The 16,972-nt window shown below is 52.0% G+C and carries 15 protein-coding genes; 5 read left to right on the top strand and 10 right to left on the bottom strand.

Features of this window, described 5'->3' with window-relative positions; all coding sequences use genetic code 11:
* Positions 1-166: 166 nt before the first annotated feature.
* The 4 genes from ACKWMY_RS14445 (at position 167) to ACKWMY_RS14430 (ending at position 1,183) form a co-directional block, all read left to right on the top strand.
* The gene (locus ACKWMY_RS14445; RefSeq protein WP_409486487.1) at positions 167-532 is read left to right on the top strand and encodes a helix-turn-helix domain-containing protein; all 366 of its coding nucleotides are present in this window, start codon (positions 167-169) and stop codon (positions 530-532) included.
* Between the two features lie 76 nt (positions 533-608).
* Positions 609-833 (top strand): SymE family type I addiction module toxin, encoded by a 225-nt coding sequence (locus ACKWMY_RS14440; protein ID WP_409486486.1) that lies wholly within the window; start codon positions 609-611, stop codon positions 831-833.
* Positions 830-1,087, top strand: a complete 258-nt coding sequence (locus ACKWMY_RS14435) for a hypothetical protein (RefSeq protein WP_409486485.1) — start codon at positions 830-832, stop codon at positions 1,085-1,087. Before ACKWMY_RS14440 ends, ACKWMY_RS14435 begins: the two co-directional genes overlap by 4 nt.
* Positions 1,088-1,183: a hypothetical protein gene (locus tag ACKWMY_RS14430; RefSeq protein ID WP_409486496.1), complete on the top strand. Its 96-nt coding sequence runs from the start codon at positions 1,088-1,090 to the stop codon at positions 1,181-1,183.
* Positions 1,184-1,241: 58 nt separating this feature from the next.
* On the opposite strand, the gene ACKWMY_RS14425 is transcribed toward ACKWMY_RS14430, so the two are convergent.
* Entirely contained in the window at positions 1,242-1,718 is a 477-nt protein-coding gene (locus tag ACKWMY_RS14425; RefSeq protein ID WP_409486484.1) for a hypothetical protein, read from the bottom strand.
* 323 nt (positions 1,719-2,041) lie between these two features.
* Positions 2,042-2,521: a hypothetical protein gene (locus tag ACKWMY_RS14420; RefSeq protein WP_409486483.1), complete on the bottom strand. Its 480-nt coding sequence runs from the start codon at positions 2,519-2,521 to the stop codon at positions 2,042-2,044.
* A 127-nt stretch (positions 2,522-2,648) separates the two neighbouring features.
* Here ACKWMY_RS14420 and ACKWMY_RS14415 point away from each other — a divergent pair, with 127 nt between their 5' ends.
* Positions 2,649-2,825, top strand: a complete 177-nt coding sequence (locus ACKWMY_RS14415) for a hypothetical protein (RefSeq protein WP_409486482.1) — start codon at positions 2,649-2,651, stop codon at positions 2,823-2,825.
* A 120-nt stretch (positions 2,826-2,945) separates the two neighbouring features.
* Here ACKWMY_RS14415 and ACKWMY_RS14410 read toward each other — a convergent pair whose 3' ends face one another.
* From ACKWMY_RS14410 to tssM, 8 genes are all read right to left on the bottom strand, one after another.
* The gene (locus tag ACKWMY_RS14410) at positions 2,946-3,470 is read right to left on the bottom strand and encodes a hypothetical protein (protein ID WP_409486481.1); all 525 of its coding nucleotides are present in this window, start codon (positions 3,468-3,470) and stop codon (positions 2,946-2,948) included.
* The gene (locus tag ACKWMY_RS14405; RefSeq protein ID WP_409486480.1) at positions 3,467-3,880 is read right to left on the bottom strand and encodes an RHS repeat-associated core domain-containing protein; all 414 of its coding nucleotides are present in this window, start codon (positions 3,878-3,880) and stop codon (positions 3,467-3,469) included. The genes ACKWMY_RS14410 and ACKWMY_RS14405 overlap by 4 nt, the downstream gene beginning before the upstream one ends.
* Before the next feature lie 389 nt (positions 3,881-4,269).
* Positions 4,270-4,791 carry a hypothetical protein gene (locus ACKWMY_RS14400; protein ID WP_409486479.1) on the bottom strand — a complete coding sequence of 174 codons (522 nt, stop codon included), beginning with the start codon at positions 4,789-4,791 and terminating at the stop codon, positions 4,270-4,272.
* The gene (locus ACKWMY_RS14395) at positions 4,791-9,254 is read right to left on the bottom strand and encodes an AHH domain-containing protein (RefSeq protein WP_409486478.1); all 4,464 of its coding nucleotides are present in this window, start codon (positions 9,252-9,254) and stop codon (positions 4,791-4,793) included. The genes ACKWMY_RS14400 and ACKWMY_RS14395 overlap by 1 nt, the downstream gene beginning before the upstream one ends.
* 32 nt (positions 9,255-9,286) lie before the next feature.
* Positions 9,287-9,706: a DUF1795 domain-containing protein gene (locus ACKWMY_RS14390; protein WP_029711300.1), complete on the bottom strand. Its 420-nt coding sequence runs from the start codon at positions 9,704-9,706 to the stop codon at positions 9,287-9,289.
* Between the two features lie 22 nt (positions 9,707-9,728).
* On the bottom strand, positions 9,729-11,591 hold the full coding sequence (locus ACKWMY_RS14385) for a type VI secretion system tip protein VgrG (protein WP_409486495.1): 1,863 nt from the start codon (positions 11,589-11,591) through the stop codon (positions 9,729-9,731).
* Positions 11,592-11,979: 388 nt separating this feature from the next.
* Positions 11,980-13,368 (bottom strand): VasL domain-containing protein, encoded by a 1,389-nt coding sequence (locus ACKWMY_RS14380; protein ID WP_409486477.1) that lies wholly within the window; start codon positions 13,366-13,368, stop codon positions 11,980-11,982.
* A 60-nt stretch (positions 13,369-13,428) separates the two neighbouring features.
* Complete coding sequence (gene tssM / locus ACKWMY_RS14375) at positions 13,429-16,962, bottom strand: type VI secretion system membrane subunit TssM (protein WP_074031870.1); 3,534 nt, start codon at positions 16,960-16,962, stop codon at positions 13,429-13,431.
* Positions 16,963-16,972 lie beyond the last annotated feature (10 nt).

Here is a 16,972-nt window from a genome sequence, read left to right as displayed (position 1 = left end):
CTCAATCTGCTAAATGCATCGCATTATTTTTGCTTCAAAAAACCTCAATTTACATATGAAAACAGCTAGACTCAATAAAACTACATATTGTAGTATTTACATCATATCGTAGTAAAATGCACGGTATGTTATGGTTGTCTTATGACATTCAGGAACCAAGACAACTATGGCGATCAGTAGCGAAGAACGTGATTTTTTCATTGCGTTGGGCAAACGCATTACCAGCCTGCGTAAAGAACGTACCATTACTCAGACCGAATTGGCTGAGCTGTTGGGCGTTTCTCAACAGACAGTGCAAGCATGGGAGGCTGGCCGCCGTCGTATCAAGGTGTCTTCACTCCCAGACGTAGCAAACATTTTTTCGGTTTCGCTAGAGGAATTGTTTGGAGCAACGACGGAGCCTTCCCTCCGCGAGCGTGTCCCGACTCCGAAGTGGCAGCAGCAGATAGAAGCGATTGCTAATTTGCCGCAGGAAAAACAGCAGATAATTTCAGAGATGTTAAGCGCCATGATTGCACAGGCGCGTAACTAACTGATAAGTAACGCGGCGATAACGGGTTACAGCCCACTACCGCCGCTCACCACAAGCAACTAAGCAGGAGTTGATTATGGCTAAGCACGATTCTAAGTCAGGTATCCCCGCAAATAAAGCCCCCAAAACAACACGCCACTACACCGTGGGCTATACGCCCAACCGGGGCATCAAGAAGCCCGCTCCTCAGCTGATTATCAAGGGTTATTGGCTGGAGGAGCTGGGGTTTTTAACCGGCCAGTCGGTCACGGTAAATGTTGAACAGGGAAGATTGGTTATTCAGGCGGAGGGCAATGTATGAACGGAACTCATAGTATACAGGCAACCACGGGTGGATTTACTCCTGAGCTAATTATCGATAGCAGGAATATTATTAAAGCGGGATTTATGCCAGGTGCGGCATTTAAAATAGAACCGTACCAGGATGGACTGATAATAACGTTAGCCTCTAATGAGGTTGAGATTAAGCGGTTATTATTGGAGGTGGATACTCACCCGAATATTGGCATGGACTGGATACGGGATAACGGCGAGCTATATCTGGCGGGGGACTGACTGACACAATGCGGCCTGACCGGGCAGCCACTGGCGATCAGCGTAATGCCCGGTCAAGTGGTGATTCGGATACAGCAGGATAATATATTAGCGTAATAACAGGTAAAAATAGCCGATAAGATCTAGAGTAGATCTTACTGGCTACTATAGAGTATTAATATATAACCAAATGACCTTTAGGCCAATTACCTACCCAACCACAAGGTATATGACCGCACTCATAGATAGAGATGAGTTTATTAAAGAACAATGGCGTCTTTAATTTTTCACTATAAAAATCCTCTATCAGATAGTGAAGAACATCCCACTCAATACATTGATGCAGGAGCATATTATCAAAGTCATTTAAATGAGTAAGTTTAGGCTTTATATCATTTTCAAAGAACAGCTTTGCCTCTTTAGCCACATCATTCCAATCTTGGAATACAGTTGTATGTTTGACTGCTAGATAGCCTGATATTTCATTAGACTCCTCCAAAGTGACATTTTCCCACTCTGGATCAGCTAAATAATTCCCAGCATCAGTTAAAGAGGTTGCTAAAACCACATCAGACATGCTGGTTTTCTTACCAAAATCTGAAAGCCAATTGATTTTTAATAACCTATCAGTCGCTAATTTAGATATTTTCATAGTTTCACCTGATTTATTCTTCCTGGAATTCTAGGGACATTTTTCCCACCGAGCAGACCATATTGGAGCCTATTCTGAATACTGCTTCTAACCGCTTGATTTACTTGATTAGCTGACAAGCCAGCAGACTCTAATGAATGTTTTAGCGCTTGGGTAAATTGAAGGTTTGTAGCACGCTGCCCATTTATTGCCCCACCACGTCTATATTGATTCACGAACTGTTCAAGAGACTTATGCGCTTCATAGTGTGGCTTACCTGACTGAGTAAATGCGTTACCTTCTAACTTAATAGCAGATCCTTCCTGGATCTATCTAGCACCACATTAAATAGCTATTATTTTTTCTTTAGCAAAACCAACAGGCCAATGCCCAGCATAATATATCTGCACAACATCTTCCCATCTAGTTCCTAGATTGAGATACTTTTCAGATACATATTGTCTAAAAGAAAAGCATATTCCATTTCTTGCCGCCTGACTAAAATCATGTGGCGAAAATATAAATTTATCTTTAGGTAACCCTTTAGTTACATTCAATACTGCTTGATTTACTTTAACTCTAAGCTCTGCAAGCTCTTTAGATGTAGTTTGACCTTTATAGAATGGGTCATCTTGAGTTGGCGAGGTCGGAAGCCACTCAGTACTAGCATAAAGGCCATTAAACTCTACATCAGATGGATTAATGAACACCTTTTCAACATCTTTAATTAAAATAACATTTTCATTCTGGACGTCAGACATCCCCATATTTGAAAAGAAACTTGCCTTCTCTATTTCTTCCAACACTTTATTGATATCAATCATATTACAATCTCACATTGGTTATGATTCCTGGCGGTAAAACTTTCCTACCTTGTTGGACTGAAGAACGAGCTGGTGATAACGTTGATTTCTGATGAGGGAGAGATTCAGCCCTTATTATTGGAGGTGAATGCTCCCCCCGCATATCCACGTGGACTGGGTACGGGATAACGGTGAACTGTATCTGGAAGGAGACTGTTTGACGCAGTGCGGCCTGACCGGCAACCGCTGGCGATCAGCAATGATATCTGGTGAGGGAGTGATTGAGCTGCGGCAGGGTGTTATATTGGTGTTACAGCAGAACTAAATAACTAGATAGAGCCTTCCTGGATCTATCTAGCATTAAATTAAATAGCTGTTTTTTTAGTGTGTAGCCGAAATTACAATAAATAGGGGACATAAGTAATATCCCCACATTAATAATTAATTATATATATGACCAATTATCATTGCTAGAATCCATTTGGCATCTGAGGAAGTCAATATCTTCAAATTGAACTAGATCTTCCTTTACCATTTTAGTCAAATCATCCTTCTTGCAATTCATATGTGTGTATATTTCATCGGTAGAAAAAACAATATATATCGACAAAGAAAAATCAGAAGATGACAGAAAAATCGAAACAACCTCATTATACCCAGGATGAAAGAAGACTTTTATAAACTCAACTTTGAATGGTAAGAATTCACGCTCTTTACTTTCACTCAAAGTGGAATATGAAGCATACAAATTAAAATCATCAAATTCATCAATATGATTAATAGAAATAAGTGGATTGGAACCATTTATATAGAAACCAACCACACCGCCACTTTCCAACTCGAAGAACCTAACATTATCAATTAAATCATCATCTTCATCACTTATTATTATAATGTTTGAGATAGTTTTACCGTAGAAGAGAAGCGATATCTTCTTTAATAAAGAATGATGATAACTCGTTAATTTCATTTAATTGCCTCTTGCAAGAATGAGGATATTCGATCTTTATGAAGGAATGTCAACATTTCATTCGTTGAGTTATTTACTAAAACCACAGCTTTACCTTTCACATATGCACTTGTGGACTCAATTGTGTTCCACGGGAATTTTGGATTAGCTAAATTACTGCCATCATTCACTATGGAAAGAATAAAGTTCCCTTCCTTGTCACCTTTTGCAACTGGGACACCTAATTTTCTTGACGTTTCATATATGTCTTGGGCATGTTTTTTCAATTTTGTTTCAAAATTGTTACTAAATTTAAAGGGACAAGGTACTAATCCAAGCGGATCGATCCACGCAAGAGGATTTTTAACATAAGCATAAGGATTCTCGCCCCCCGCCAGCCCTATCGGGTCCGGCGTCATGTAACAACTCACCGGTGGATCGTAGCATCAACTTCATCTGTAAAAACCGAAGACTTTGCATCGTAGTCCGTATGCTACCGCCCTACCTTGATGATTTCATCTGCACAAAGTTATTGTAAATCAGATGGTAATATAAATACAGAATGATAGAAAAACGTGGACTATCCGATATCAAACCAGATTGGGTATGAAATAAAGACAAGCGGCATTAGGCTAGAGACTGGCTGGCGCAGTGCGGCCTGGCCGGGTAACCGCTGGCGATCAGCGTAATGCCCGGTCAGGTGGTGATTAAAACTCAGCAGGGTAATATGTAGCGTAACAACAGATAAAAATAGCCGGGAAGATCCAAAGAGGCTCTTCCCGGCCTTTATTTACACATGTAATCTCAAGAGTTAATAATATTAACTAAGCGATGCTGGGTCAAAAACCAAGATAACACTTCCTTTCATACCACACGGCCACGCACCTGCTTTGTAAAGTGCATATATATCTTCAAGAAAGGAGTCTTTTATAAAGTTATCTAAGTATCTATTGACCGCTACTGTAGACAATACAAAAAACGCATCTTCTTTAGCTTCAGAGAAAATAAAGTCATCATGAGCGGTATTCGTTTTCTTTATTCTCTTCTTTCTAAACTCAATAAGTGATGATGCATTTTTAACCTGTAAACTTTCAAGATTACCATTAACAAAATCATAAGCCTCTTGGAACTTCTTATTTCTCCTTAAAGATTTACGACATTGTTCAATCGTATCATTCCAAACTTTATAACCCGATGGGAGGTTCTGCTCAAACGCATACTTATAAGCATCATCAACATTATTGATAACAATAACCTTCTGGCTTATAGCTTCAGACAACCCTTTAAAGAGATCATTTGTAAATGCAAATTCAATAGGTTCGATTATGTATCTTTGATCCATTACCAGCCACCTTTAGTGAAAATATTAGTCCAGACAGCATTAACCTTTCCATTTCCTAATGCACCACCTGCTTTATCCATATCAAGTGGTCTGATTGGGTAGCCATTCTCTAACCCTTTCCGAGAAATTCCTTGGATTTCTTTCACTTGATTCAAAATAGCGTCTTTAGATTGATTAAGATCTATTTTATCCAAAGCATTTTTAACTGCTTGTGTATATCCATCATGACTTCCCTGATGCCTTGCCATCGCACTAGTGCCATCATCGACTCTTCTGAGGAAGATACCGTTTCCGGCATCGTCAATATAATATTTGATCTTCTTTAATGCTGGATGGTTAGCTAATTCTTTCGGGATTATATGGTGGGCTTGATGCCCAGTCCATTTCGTAGAACGCGGCAGTCCCATTGCCTCCATCATGTTCTTACCAAGTGTGGTAGAGCATCCGGCTAAGCCTAATGGATCGACCCATGACAGCGGATTATGCACATATCCGTAAGGATTCTCGCCCCCCGCCAGCCCTATCGGGTCCGGCGTCAGATAACAGCCCGCCTCGGCCAGGTAGTAACGATACCGGTTATAAAAGAGTCCGCTCTCTTCATCTAACAACTGACCGGCGAACCTCAGCCCCGGATCCAACTGCACATTCACCGTGGCCTTGCTCAGCGCTATACCCCACAGCGATGCCGCAGGCTTGCGCCATTGTGCTTTTCCTTCAGTGTTAAAGAGCGCCAACGGTTGACCGTTGGGGGCACATACCGCATAGAGGGTAGTATAAACCCGCGCTTCGCTTTCGTCAGCCACGTCTCTACCATCAAACGGCAGTACGTTCGGCCGGGTCCATTCCTGCTGGGCCAATAGCTCCCAACCATCAAACACCCAGTGGCGAATGCGCTGTAATTGCGCGTTTTTATACTCCCTTATCTCCGCGATGCTATCACCATCCCACAGATAAAGCGTTCGCAACCCTTTCTGTTCGCAGACTTTCTCTGTCCTGCGGCCAAAGGGATCATAACGATAGTGCCACACTTCGCCATGCGGCTTTTTCAATGCTATTAACTGATTACGGCTGTCCCAGCTGTAGCGTGTTTCCTCTGGTCGGTAGCCCCCTTTATGCTGCCATCGGGCAATCATCCTGCCCGCATCATCATACTCAAAGCTACTGTCACCCGCCTGACTCAGCCTATGCCCCCGCAGGTAAACATCCTCATTCGAAACCGAGAACAGGGCCCGTGGATTGTTCACCCTTTGCTGCGTCGGATAGCCACTGGCATCGTAGTTGTAGTGCTCCTGCAACTGGTTACCCTCGCTCACCGAGACCACCTGCCGGTTAGCGTTCACCACATAGCTTAAGCGCTCAAGGTCGTCATTGGCCGCCACCAGGTTCAAAGCACGGTCATAACAGTAGCTGCGATCCAACCCCGCCAAAACAGGCTGGGGAATATCCTGCACCTCTTCCGGAGTAAATATCCGTGTCTGCCGACCTGCCCGTTGGTGGACCAATTGCCCCATCAGGTCATACTGATTACGCAGCATAAAGCCGTCGCCAGCCTTACGCTCGGTATCCTGCCCATTGTCGTTTCGCGTTACCCGCAATGCCTGTGTTTCCGCTTGCTGCGGCAGTTGCAAGGATAACCATTCGCCGACTCGGTTAGTCCGCAGCGTGGTACTCAACGCTGGCTGCATCGCTTCGTCTTCCGGCATCTCCAGGTGGCGGGTTTGCGTCTGCCGATCCGGATATTCCCGACGGATCACCCGGCCATTTTGCGTTTCACGCACCACCCGGCCCTGTAAATCATACTCAAAACTCAGTTCACTACCGGGCGCTACCACACTCAACAAACGGCCAAGGACATCATATTGGTACTGGGTTTCCCCCTCTGGGGTATGCAGAGAACATAACCGGCCCGCTGCATCGTACTGAAAACGGGTGACTTGCCCCAAGGCATCGCGTTTCTCTACGCACTGCCCGTCTTTATCGTAGACATACTGCCACTCAGTGCCTGCATAGTCCTGCTCAGTCACTACTTGGCCACTGGCGTTGAGCTGATAGCGATAGCTCTCCCCTTGCGGATTAATCACTTCAATCAGTTGTAAATGATCTGGATCGTAACGATATTGCCAGCGTTGCCCTTCCCCGTCCGTACGCGCCACCGGTAGATCGAACGGGCCATAATCCACCCGCCACTCAACCCCATTAGCATCCTGATAGTGCGTCAGGTTGCCATGGCGATCGTGGGTGAACTGCTCAAGGCTGTTGTTGGGACGATCGCTAACCGCCAACCGACGGTGATTATCATAGCGGTAGCGCCACAACGCTCCGCCAGCATGGGAAAGGCTACGCAGATCATCTCGTGTGGTGTAGCGTAGATGTAGGCCGCGGTTTTCTTCATCGAACAAGCTGCAGAGGCGATTTCGCTCATCATAGCGCGCGGTTTGCTGATTGCCCTCGCTATCGGCCACTTGTGTGATCAAGCCAAACGCATTGCGACTCAGGGTGGTGGTGGTGCCATCTGGTGCGATAAAGCGGGACGGGTTGCCCTGCTCATCGTATTCCTGCCACCAGACACGCTCCAGCGGATCGGTCATCGCCGTCAGACGTTCCAGATCGTCGTAGCTATAACGCCAGCAGGCCCCGGCCGCATCGTAAAACGCACTAACCAACCCGGTTTCTTTCAGATACTCCAGCCGGGTGACCCGGCCAGACGGTGAGGTCTGCTCAATCAGGTTGCCAAAGTTATCGTAGGTGAAGCCAGTACGGTTCCCCTGCGGATCCTCTATCGCCGTGACCTTCAGTTGCTCATTATATTCATAGCGTGTGGTTCGTCCTTGGCTGTCGCTGACCAGAGTGATCCCAGGCTGATACTGGAAGCTAACCGGGTAATATCCCCCCGCTCCGATACTGGTAATGCAGCGGCCTTGCTCATCGTACTGATAATCCACCCAGGTTTGATCATTATCATGCCAACGGCTCATTAGCCCCTGAGAATTGTAGCTGTAATACAGGTGATAGAACTGCTGGCTGTCGGTTTCGGTCAGGAAACCGTCTTCGTTTTGCTGATAACGGGCCAGGCTATCCTGCAAGCCGCCATCCACACGGATAATCTCTGCCAGATAGCCACTGGCATGCCAGCGCAGTTCTAACTCAATGCCGTCGCTGTGGGTAACCTGCAGTAAACGGCTGTTCTTATCATGGGAAAGCGTGAGAGCGTTGCCGTTATTGTCACTTTGGCGAGTGAGTAAGTAACGTCTTTGCCCTTGCTGCCTCACAGCCAAAGTAAACCACTGGCTGGTCCGGCTTCGCCTGTCGACCAGTTCCCATCCCTGTGGATGGCGATGTAAGGAGAAATCAGGATGATCGGGGTTTACGCTAACCTGGTGCCCTTTGGGCAGCGCAAAATACAATGCACTACCTTCTAGCGTGGTGACCTCAATCACGTCCTCAGTCGCATTGACCTCGACATATTGGTGGAAACTGTCGGTCCAGCCCTGCCCAAGCGCGTAGGTGTGCCCACAGCCGGGAGCCCAGGTGCGGGTAAACCACAACGGCAAGGTTTGCCCCAGCTCAATATCGGTGCGTTGTTCAACCAGGCTGCCATTGGTGACATCAATCGGGTCGCCTTTAACAAACTTTTTCCCGGCTTCGCTAAAGCGTTTTAGGCCTTTTCCTCCTTTAAACGCATTAGTAGCACAGCGGAAAGTTTTGCCAGAAGCGATCTTCGCCACCTGCCTCGCCCCCATTTTTGCGCCGCTTACTACGGCAGCACGGCCAGCTTTGGTAAACAGTTTACCAATGCCCTTCAGCATACCCCGGCTGGGGGGAACCAGGAATTCTACTGCGACCAGAATGGCCTTTTCCCACCAGGAGAATTCTTCATCTATCTCCAAATAACTGCCCTGCCCAGAGCCTACATAAACGCTGCTGGCCCCTTCCTTGATGGTGGCACCGCAGGTAACTTTATCCCCCACCCGTGCGGCGGGTTGGTCATTAATAAATACGCTCTCACTGCCCTGGGCAATTTTTGGGGGTGAACTGTGTTTGGTGCAGGCCACCATATCGACGATGGCTCTGGCGGCTTGTTTACCTTCGATATACACATTAGATGACGCAGTGGAGATAGGGCCATCCATGGAGCCCACACTATCGACAAAATCTGCCACTGCTCCGCTAGCCCGGCTGATCACCCCTCCCATCGCCATGGTGCCTGCCGTTCCTAGTGCCAGTACAGCGACAGTTGCCAACCCGCCAGTGCCTGCGATCAAAAGACCCGCAGCAGCGAAGATAGCAGCACCGATCAGCGCTCCGGTGACGGCCCCGAGTAGCGCCCCCAAAAAACTCTTGTGCTTAATCTGGTCGCCAAGACGTGCCGCAGCAGGGCCCGCTTGCGAAGTGAGAGGTGCAGGCCCGCTGGCAGCGTTCATTGCACCGACCCGGGCAATGCGCTGGATGATATCTTGTTGCATGGGTTAGGCCTCCTGCCTGTTATCCAAGGCGCTTATTCGGCGCTAAAACTCTGGATAATCTGCTGAAAATAGTCTCTTTGGCTCTCGGCCAAAGCCTTGGGCGAGGTGACGGTAAACGTCAACAACAACGCCTGTCGGACCTGCATCACCACATACTGATGCATTTCACCTTCCGGGCTTTTCCAGCGGTATTCCAGCGTCTGAGCCTGCGCACCATCCAAAGGGATCTGATTACGTGCCAGTTCTTTAAAACCCGGCAGGCTGTTCTGAAACTGCTCCAGGGTCTCGGCATAGTAGGCCTCACAGTCCAATCCAACCGGCACCGGTGTGCGGTTGATTACCAGATTGACGCCACTATCATCGGGCACCACAAACACCTGCATAGAGTCGTCGCGCCAGTTCTCTGGAATGGAAATTTTCCCTTCGTTCATTCGGTAGGTGATGTTGTTCATTCTGTTTCCTGTTAATACACGCTCAGTTCAGATCAATTCGCTTACCGTTGATCCGCACATGTGTCCCTTGAATATCAATATTGCCCGCATGGTCCAACGTAATGCTGGCAGCGGCCGTAGAAATCTTGATGCCTTCGCTGGTGGAGGAGATGAAGATGCTTTTTTTCACCTCAAGCAGGCTGCCTCCCTCAACCGCAATCTGGCGATCCTTGGTTATGGCCGTGACCTCCTTGCCTTGGATCTCTTTAAAGCGATCGTTACGCACCGACAGTACCTGATCGTGACCGATGGCTTCGGTGTGATCGTGCATAACCTGAGTCGCCCTATCGTTCAGCACCGTCGTACTCATATCCTTCTGGGCATGCATAAACAGCCCCTCACCCCCCTTGGCATCCTCGAACCGCAACTCGTTGAAGCCCTCACCCTTATGGGTCTTGGAGCGGAACGCCATCTGGGTCTTGCTGGCAGGCAGCGATCCCGGCGGGATATTGTTGGCGTGATAGGTACGCCCGGTGACGATCGGTTGGTCCGGATCCCCATGCAGGAAATCCACCACCACTTCCTGGCCGATACGTGGGATGGCCAACATCCCCCAACCCTGCCCGGCCCACGGTTGAGTCACGCGGATCCAGCACGAGCTGTTGTCGTTGCTTTTACCGTAGCGGTCCCACAGGAATTGCAGGCGGATACGGCCGAACTCATCACAGTAGATTTCTTCCCCGGCTGGGCCCACCACCATCGCGATCTGCGGGCCGTCCATCGCCGGTTTCGGCATCGGCGTCGGTCGCCAGGTTTGGGTGTGCGGCAGGAAGACGAACTGGTTGCTCAGCGTGGTGCCTTGCCCACCGGACTCCTGCTCTAGCGCCTGAGGTTGGCTGCCGCTGTGCTGAATGCTCAGCAGTTGCCACTGGTGGTTCAAATCACCACGCGGGTGGCTGGTCAGCGTAAACAGCAGGCCCGGCTGCAGGGTAAAGTCGTTACTCTGCCCATTTCCCAGATTGGCATCGTTGCGCAGGGCTTCCAGGCGGTAATGGGTAAAGGCCTTGCCGTGCTGTTCGTCTTTGAAACGCCCGGGGAAGTCGAAGTGTTCGTAGTCTGGCCGTTGGTTTTGCAGTTCGCTGGCCTGCTCATTAAAGGCCGCCGACCACTGCGGGTTTTTAAAGGTGTAATCCTTCAGCTCCACCACGGCGGTGCGCACCTGTGCGCTGCGGGTGAAAGTGGTGACGCACAGTTCCAGCGCCTGAGCGGCCACGCCCGGGTTATACGGCAGCACAGCGCCCTGCGGTAGGGTGCCTACATCATCGGTATACACCACGATGTTTTTGCCTTCGGGGTATTCGAAGTAGTAGAACATCCCCTCTTCGGCGGCCAGCCGCTGGATGAAGTCAAAATCCGATTCCTGGTACTGCACGCAGAACTCACGGGCCGGATGCGGGTTACGCAAGCCAAAGGCAAAATCGGTGATGCCGTTCTCTTTCAGCAAGGTGGTGATGATGCTTTCAATGCTCTGCTGCTGGAAGATACGCGAGTTGCGCCGCAGCGTGGTGCGCCACAGTGCCGGGCGGATCACCATGCTGTAACGAGTCTGGTGCAGGCCGGTATCGCCCTGTTCAAAGCTCGCCACCATGCCGGTGATGCTGCGTTGCAACACCCCTTCACGCTTGATCTCCAGCGTCGCATCCTCATCCAGCACCGCGGCAAAGTCGATGGCCGGATCGGCACTGGCCAGGCCCACGTTCAGCACAAACGGTGAGGAGAGCATCTCGGTCAGGCTGAAATCCACCACCACAAAGGTCTGCGGAGGCAGGTTCGCCGTGGAGAGCGTAAACTGCAACCCGCTCGGTTCCGCGCCGCCCATCAGGGCACTGGCAGCCGAGGACGCCATCGCCGTGGCACTGCCGCCGCTGGCAAAGTTCATCGGCTTCACGCCCGCAGATGAGGCCATGCCCGCGGCACTACCACTGCTGACAATGTTCATCGGCTTCACACCTGCGGATGAGGCGATGCCAGCTGCGCTCCCCCCGCTGACAATGTTCTTCGGATTGATGCCTACGGATGAGGCTATCGAACCGGCCTTTTTGGCAATATCCGCCGCCTGCGATACCACCTTGCCCGCCTTGCCGCCTACTGCGCCAGCCGCGGCTCCCACCATATCCACCACCTGATCGCCACTGACTGACGGCGTCTCCGTGGCCACAATGTTCTTCGGCTGCACGCCCCCCTTGGGGGCGTTTTTCTTGTCATCAGCAAACATATCTTTTCCTTCCTGGAGGTTAGCGGGCAGATGCTGCCTGCTGCGTGAGTTGGTGATAGCGACTGAGCAGTGCATTCCAGCGCTCGTCTATCTGCTTGAGCAGCACCGGTGAAGCCGGTTGTTGTTGTTCCACCGAAACCGCCAGCTGCCGCAGCAACTCTTCCAGCGGCGTTTCACGGTTCAGTTCACTTTGCATCTGATAAACCTGCGTTTTCAGATAGGAAAGCGTCAGGCTGCCGCGCGTTTGTTCCTGTTCAAGCAGCTTGTCCGACAGCGCCTGCAAGCGCTGCTGCACCTGGAAATAGCTGTTGTCGGCCCGCTCGCTGCCGAGTCGCGCCTGTAGCAGCCGTTGCCAACGTTGGCTTTGGGCAATCTGCTCCGGATCGGTCGGCCACAGTTGGTTGGCCAGCGCCACCGAGGCATCGGCGGTACGCAACCCGGCCAACGGAGAAAGATTTTCCAGGGTGTTCAATTGCTGGCCGTAGCCGTCCAGAGTGGGTTGGGCCAGCCACAACTGCACCGAACCTTCTGGGGTGGCGGACAACCCCGCCAATCGTTCCTGCATCGGCTTAACCTGCATCAGGTAAGCCGCACCGGCGACCACCAGGCTGCACAGCACACCGCAACCAAATCCCCAGGCCGCCGACGCGCGTTTGGTGGCCACAGGGGCAACTGGCGGTGCTGCGGCAAAACGCACCTCCACATTGGGCAGCGGTTGCTCTTTTGGCGGCGGCACGGGTTCTTCGTAGGCCGGAGGCGGTTCATTCGCGGCCGGTTTTGCTCCTGAGAACAGGGTGCGGATCGGCTCCGCTTCGGGCACCGAGAGATACACCATCGAGGGCATCTTCAGCGGTTGCGCTGGCGGCTGTTTGGCCGCTTCATGGGCGGCTTCCAGCCGTTTGGCGGTGTTCTGCATCAGGTACAGCAGGTTTTCAATGCGCGGTACGCGCTTTAGCTCGACCTGTTGCAGTTTGTCGCACAGCAGTTGCAGTGCCCGCTCGGCGCGATACACCAGGCGCAGGTCGTCAATGCCGAACTCGTGCTGGCGCAGTTGGCTACCGACGCGGGCGTTGAACCACTCCAGTATTTCCGAGCGGGCCTGGGGCTGCTCTGGCCACAGTCGCTCCCATTGGCTGACCACCATGCCCGCCAACAGCTCGCAGCTTTCGGTAAACCCGGCCAGCCCGTGCCTTTGGGTACGCGCCAGGGCGTAGTACACCGTGGTTTGCAGATCGACCCCGTTGGTACGGAACAGCGTCAACGCCAGCGACTCAATCAGCCGCCAGTTAACCTCTGGCCGCGCCGGGTGGTTGATCTTGTTGATCTCTTCACGAATGGCGCTGAACTCCGGCCAATGGCGCGGATCGCCGCCGGTCTGAATGATGATATTTTCTGAGGCTTCGCTCATGCGGACTCATCCTTAAAGCGTCTCTCTGCCAAGCGCGGCAGAGAGACGGAATAACAACGATTAATACAGCGTGTCTGGCAGGGTGAACTTGCTGAACAGACCGCCAGCGAACGGGTTGTCGGACTCATCCACATGGATGCGGTAGGTCATCTCGCCGCCGTCCACCTTGAAGCGGACATCGAACGAGTTGGTGCCGACGTTGGTCAACTCACCGGCGTTGATCAGCCGCAGCTGCGCCCAAGGGCCGCTGAAGGTGATGCTGCGCGGGGACTTGCCGTTTTCATCCGGGACCAGCGTTACCTTGCTTTCTACCCCGGCCCGCATGGAGTTAGGCCAAACCAGATGCACCATGTTGCTGCGGCCATGGGCGTAATCCAGCAACTGCCCATCCAGGTTCAGCACACTGCGGCGTTTGTTGCCGCTCAGTACCACCGGTTCGATGGCGAACTGGGTGCCCAGGCCGTTTTGTGCCGAGAAGAAGGTTTCGCGGATCTTCTGCGCCTGCGTCAGCTGTTGCAGCACGTCTGGGCGGATTAACAGTTGCCCGTCGCTGCCACTGCTCAGGTTGTTATCCACGAACGGCTTCAGGTTCTGCTGGTAGAAGCTATCCAGGGTGCCTTTCGGGCCGAAGAAGCGTTCAAACTCGCTCAGCGGCACGTCCTGCTGCGATTTAGGATCGAACGGATAACGGCCAGCCAGGTAGGTCTGATACTGTTTCACCACCGTCTCGTTCCACTCGACTTCCAACGATTGGATGGCTTCCATCATCACTACGCGCCAGGCTTGTTCGGCCAAATCCCCTACCCAGCGGTTCAGCGGTTCCGGCAGGTTTTTCGCCAACTGCTGAACCTCGAAGATCGGGTCGCTGCTGTTTTGATCCAGGCGCAGCTGTACCGCCTTCATGGCCGCTTTACCCGGTGCCGGTGAGTTTTGGATCGCCAGCAGGTAACGGTGCAGTTCGGTCAGCTTTTGGTAGACGCTTTGCAGCACGCTGCCTTTGTCACCGTTCTCCACCAGCACGCCGGTTTCTGGCGCGAACTCGCGGTTGACGCGGCCCAGCAGTTGATAATCGGATTTTTGCATCAGTTCCTGGCGTTCTTTACCCTGCAACGCGTCAGGCACCGCAGGCAACCGGGTGTTATCACTCAGCGTCTGCAAGGCACGGCGGAAAGGCTGCTCGCCGCTGATCACCTGCTCGATGGCGCTGATCGCCTGCGGCAGATCTTCAAACTCACCGACCGACAGGTTATTCATCGCCGCACGCCAGGTGGCGGTATAGTCACCGATATACTGCTCGGTCACCTGCCGCTGGATCTCTTTGCGATCCGCCTCGCTATACTCGACGTTTTTGCTGAGATTCAGCACCCAGCTGTCCATCACCGTCAGATCGACCAGTTGGTCATTCTGCTTGGTGAAGTAGTTCTGCAAACCGTTGCGCGTCAGGAACTGCGGCACCACCAGCAGGCGATCGTTGTTGGAGATAAAGATGTCGTCAAAGCTGGCCCCGATCTGATCGCGCAGGTTCAGGGCCGGAGGCAGCGCGTCCTGTGCCTTGATGCGCAGGTTCTGGTACACCCGCTGATAAATCGACAGCTTGCTCAACTCGCGCTGTGCCAGCTGGATCGGCTGGCGATAAGGGATAAAGTTCTTGACGGCAACCTGATCGCCACTTTCCCGCGCGGCACGCCAATCGGTGTGCTTGAGCGCATAGTCCAGATGGCCCATCAACTGCTGTTGCAATTCGCGCTGGCCGTTAAACTGCTGGCTCCAGCGGTCGCCCATATACTGTTCCACCAGCGCAATATTGCGGCCACTGCCGTCTTCCAGCATGCGCATCACACGCAGGATTTCGAGTTTCTCTTCGCTACCTGGAGGTGCCGCATTCAACTGCTCCAACAGGCCACTCATCAACGTCGGAACAAAGCGCTGCTGCAACAGTTGCAGATAGGTGCTTTCCACATAAGGGCCGATGTTGTTGCCTTGATACAGGCCCATGTCCGCCAGCAGGCTGTTGCGCTCATGGTAGTTGCCGTAAGCCAGCGTGGCGTCACGGATCGGGTTCAGCAACGGCAGTTGCAGATTGCCATAGCGATCGTCACCCTTCGGCGTCGGGATGGAGAGGAAGGTTTTGGCCTGGGCAAGGACCTCTTGTCCGGCACGGTAGTTGCTTTGATAGTAGTATTGCCAGCAACCCCACAGCGTCAACGCCACCACGGCCCCCACGCAGGAGAACACCATCAGGCGTTTTCTGGAGTTCCGCAGCCACAGGCCGTTTTCGCCCGCCAGATTCGGTTCCGCCAGCAATACCTGATTAAACAGCTCTTTGGTGAAGTACGGGGTCGTTTCGGCGACCGGCCAGGTTGGGAAGGCCTGCGGTGACAGGTGATACTGCACGGCGGCAGACTGGGTAAACACGTCATCCATCTGTCCGCGCTGTTGGGCAGATGTCAGGTAGATGCCGCGTAACAGCGGCTGTTGATGATCGCCGCTGTAGAGGATCCCCTCCAGCAGTTGCACCACATACTCTTGCAGGCCCTGCATCTGGCGGGTAAAGCTGAACAGTTGGCTACGTTGCCCTGCATCGACGCCGTTGAGCATCATGTCTGGCATTGCGCCGTTCAACTGGGCGATCCATTGCTGCCAGAACTGCTGCAACTCTTTGCGCCATACCTCCGGCTCGGCGGCGTTCAGGCTGAATGTCACCCCCAGCACCGCTTCGCGCTGGGCCTTATCCAGCGTCTGGTACATCGCTTCAAACCCGTACAGCAGGTCCAGTTTGGTAAACACCACGTACAGCGGCAGCTGGCTATGCAGCGCCTGACGCACATCCTGCAAACGCTGATGGAGGCTGGCAACCATGTTTTCGCGTTGAGCCTTGTTCGCCGTCAGCAGTTGATGCAGATCGACGGTGAGGATCAGGCCGTTCAGCGGCTGGCGTTTACGGTGTTCAACCAGCCAGTTCAGCAGGCTTTGCCACAGGCGGCTATTGAGCGCCGCTTTGCCCACGATGGACAGCGTTGGCTGCTCGATCAGCTCACCTGCCGGATCGATCAGCACCGCCTGTTCACCCAGCCAGCAGCGCACGCGCAGCTCACCGGCGTCTTCCACGCTGGTCAGTTCCGGGCTGGCGATTTCGGTCAGCTTGTAGCCTTCTTTGATCAGGGTGCTTTTGCCGCTGTTGCGGGTGCCAATCACCATGTACCAAGGCAGGCGATAGAGATAAGCCGGGGTATTCAGCCGCCGTTGCAACTGCTGCTTCCAGACGCCTAGATACTGGTCCTGCTGTTCGATATCGGCCAGGATCGGATCGTCGACCTGCGTTTTAGCCTGCAGCTGCAGCTTTTCCAACTGCTGTAAACGCCGCACCATTTTGAAGGTGAGCCAGCACACCGCCAGCAGCACCACCAATGCCGTCACCAACCAGCGGCTCAGCAAAGGTTCGAACGGTTGGTAATCCTTCAGCTTCCATTCCGGCCCGTAAATCCAGACCCAAATCAAGCCGATACAGGCCAACAGCGCCAGCACCACCGGCACCGAGGCTTTGATGCGTGGAATGGCCGGTCTGGCAAAATGAATAAATGAGGGCAATTTCATGCGTTAACGC

Origin of the sequence: Serratia sp. J2 (assembly GCF_046269175.1) — a bacterium.
Taxonomy (GTDB): Bacteria; Pseudomonadota; Gammaproteobacteria; order Enterobacterales; family Enterobacteriaceae; genus Chania; species Chania fonticola_C.
Note: the sequence above shows the minus strand (reverse complement) of the source record. Positions and strands in the feature narration are given on the sequence as shown.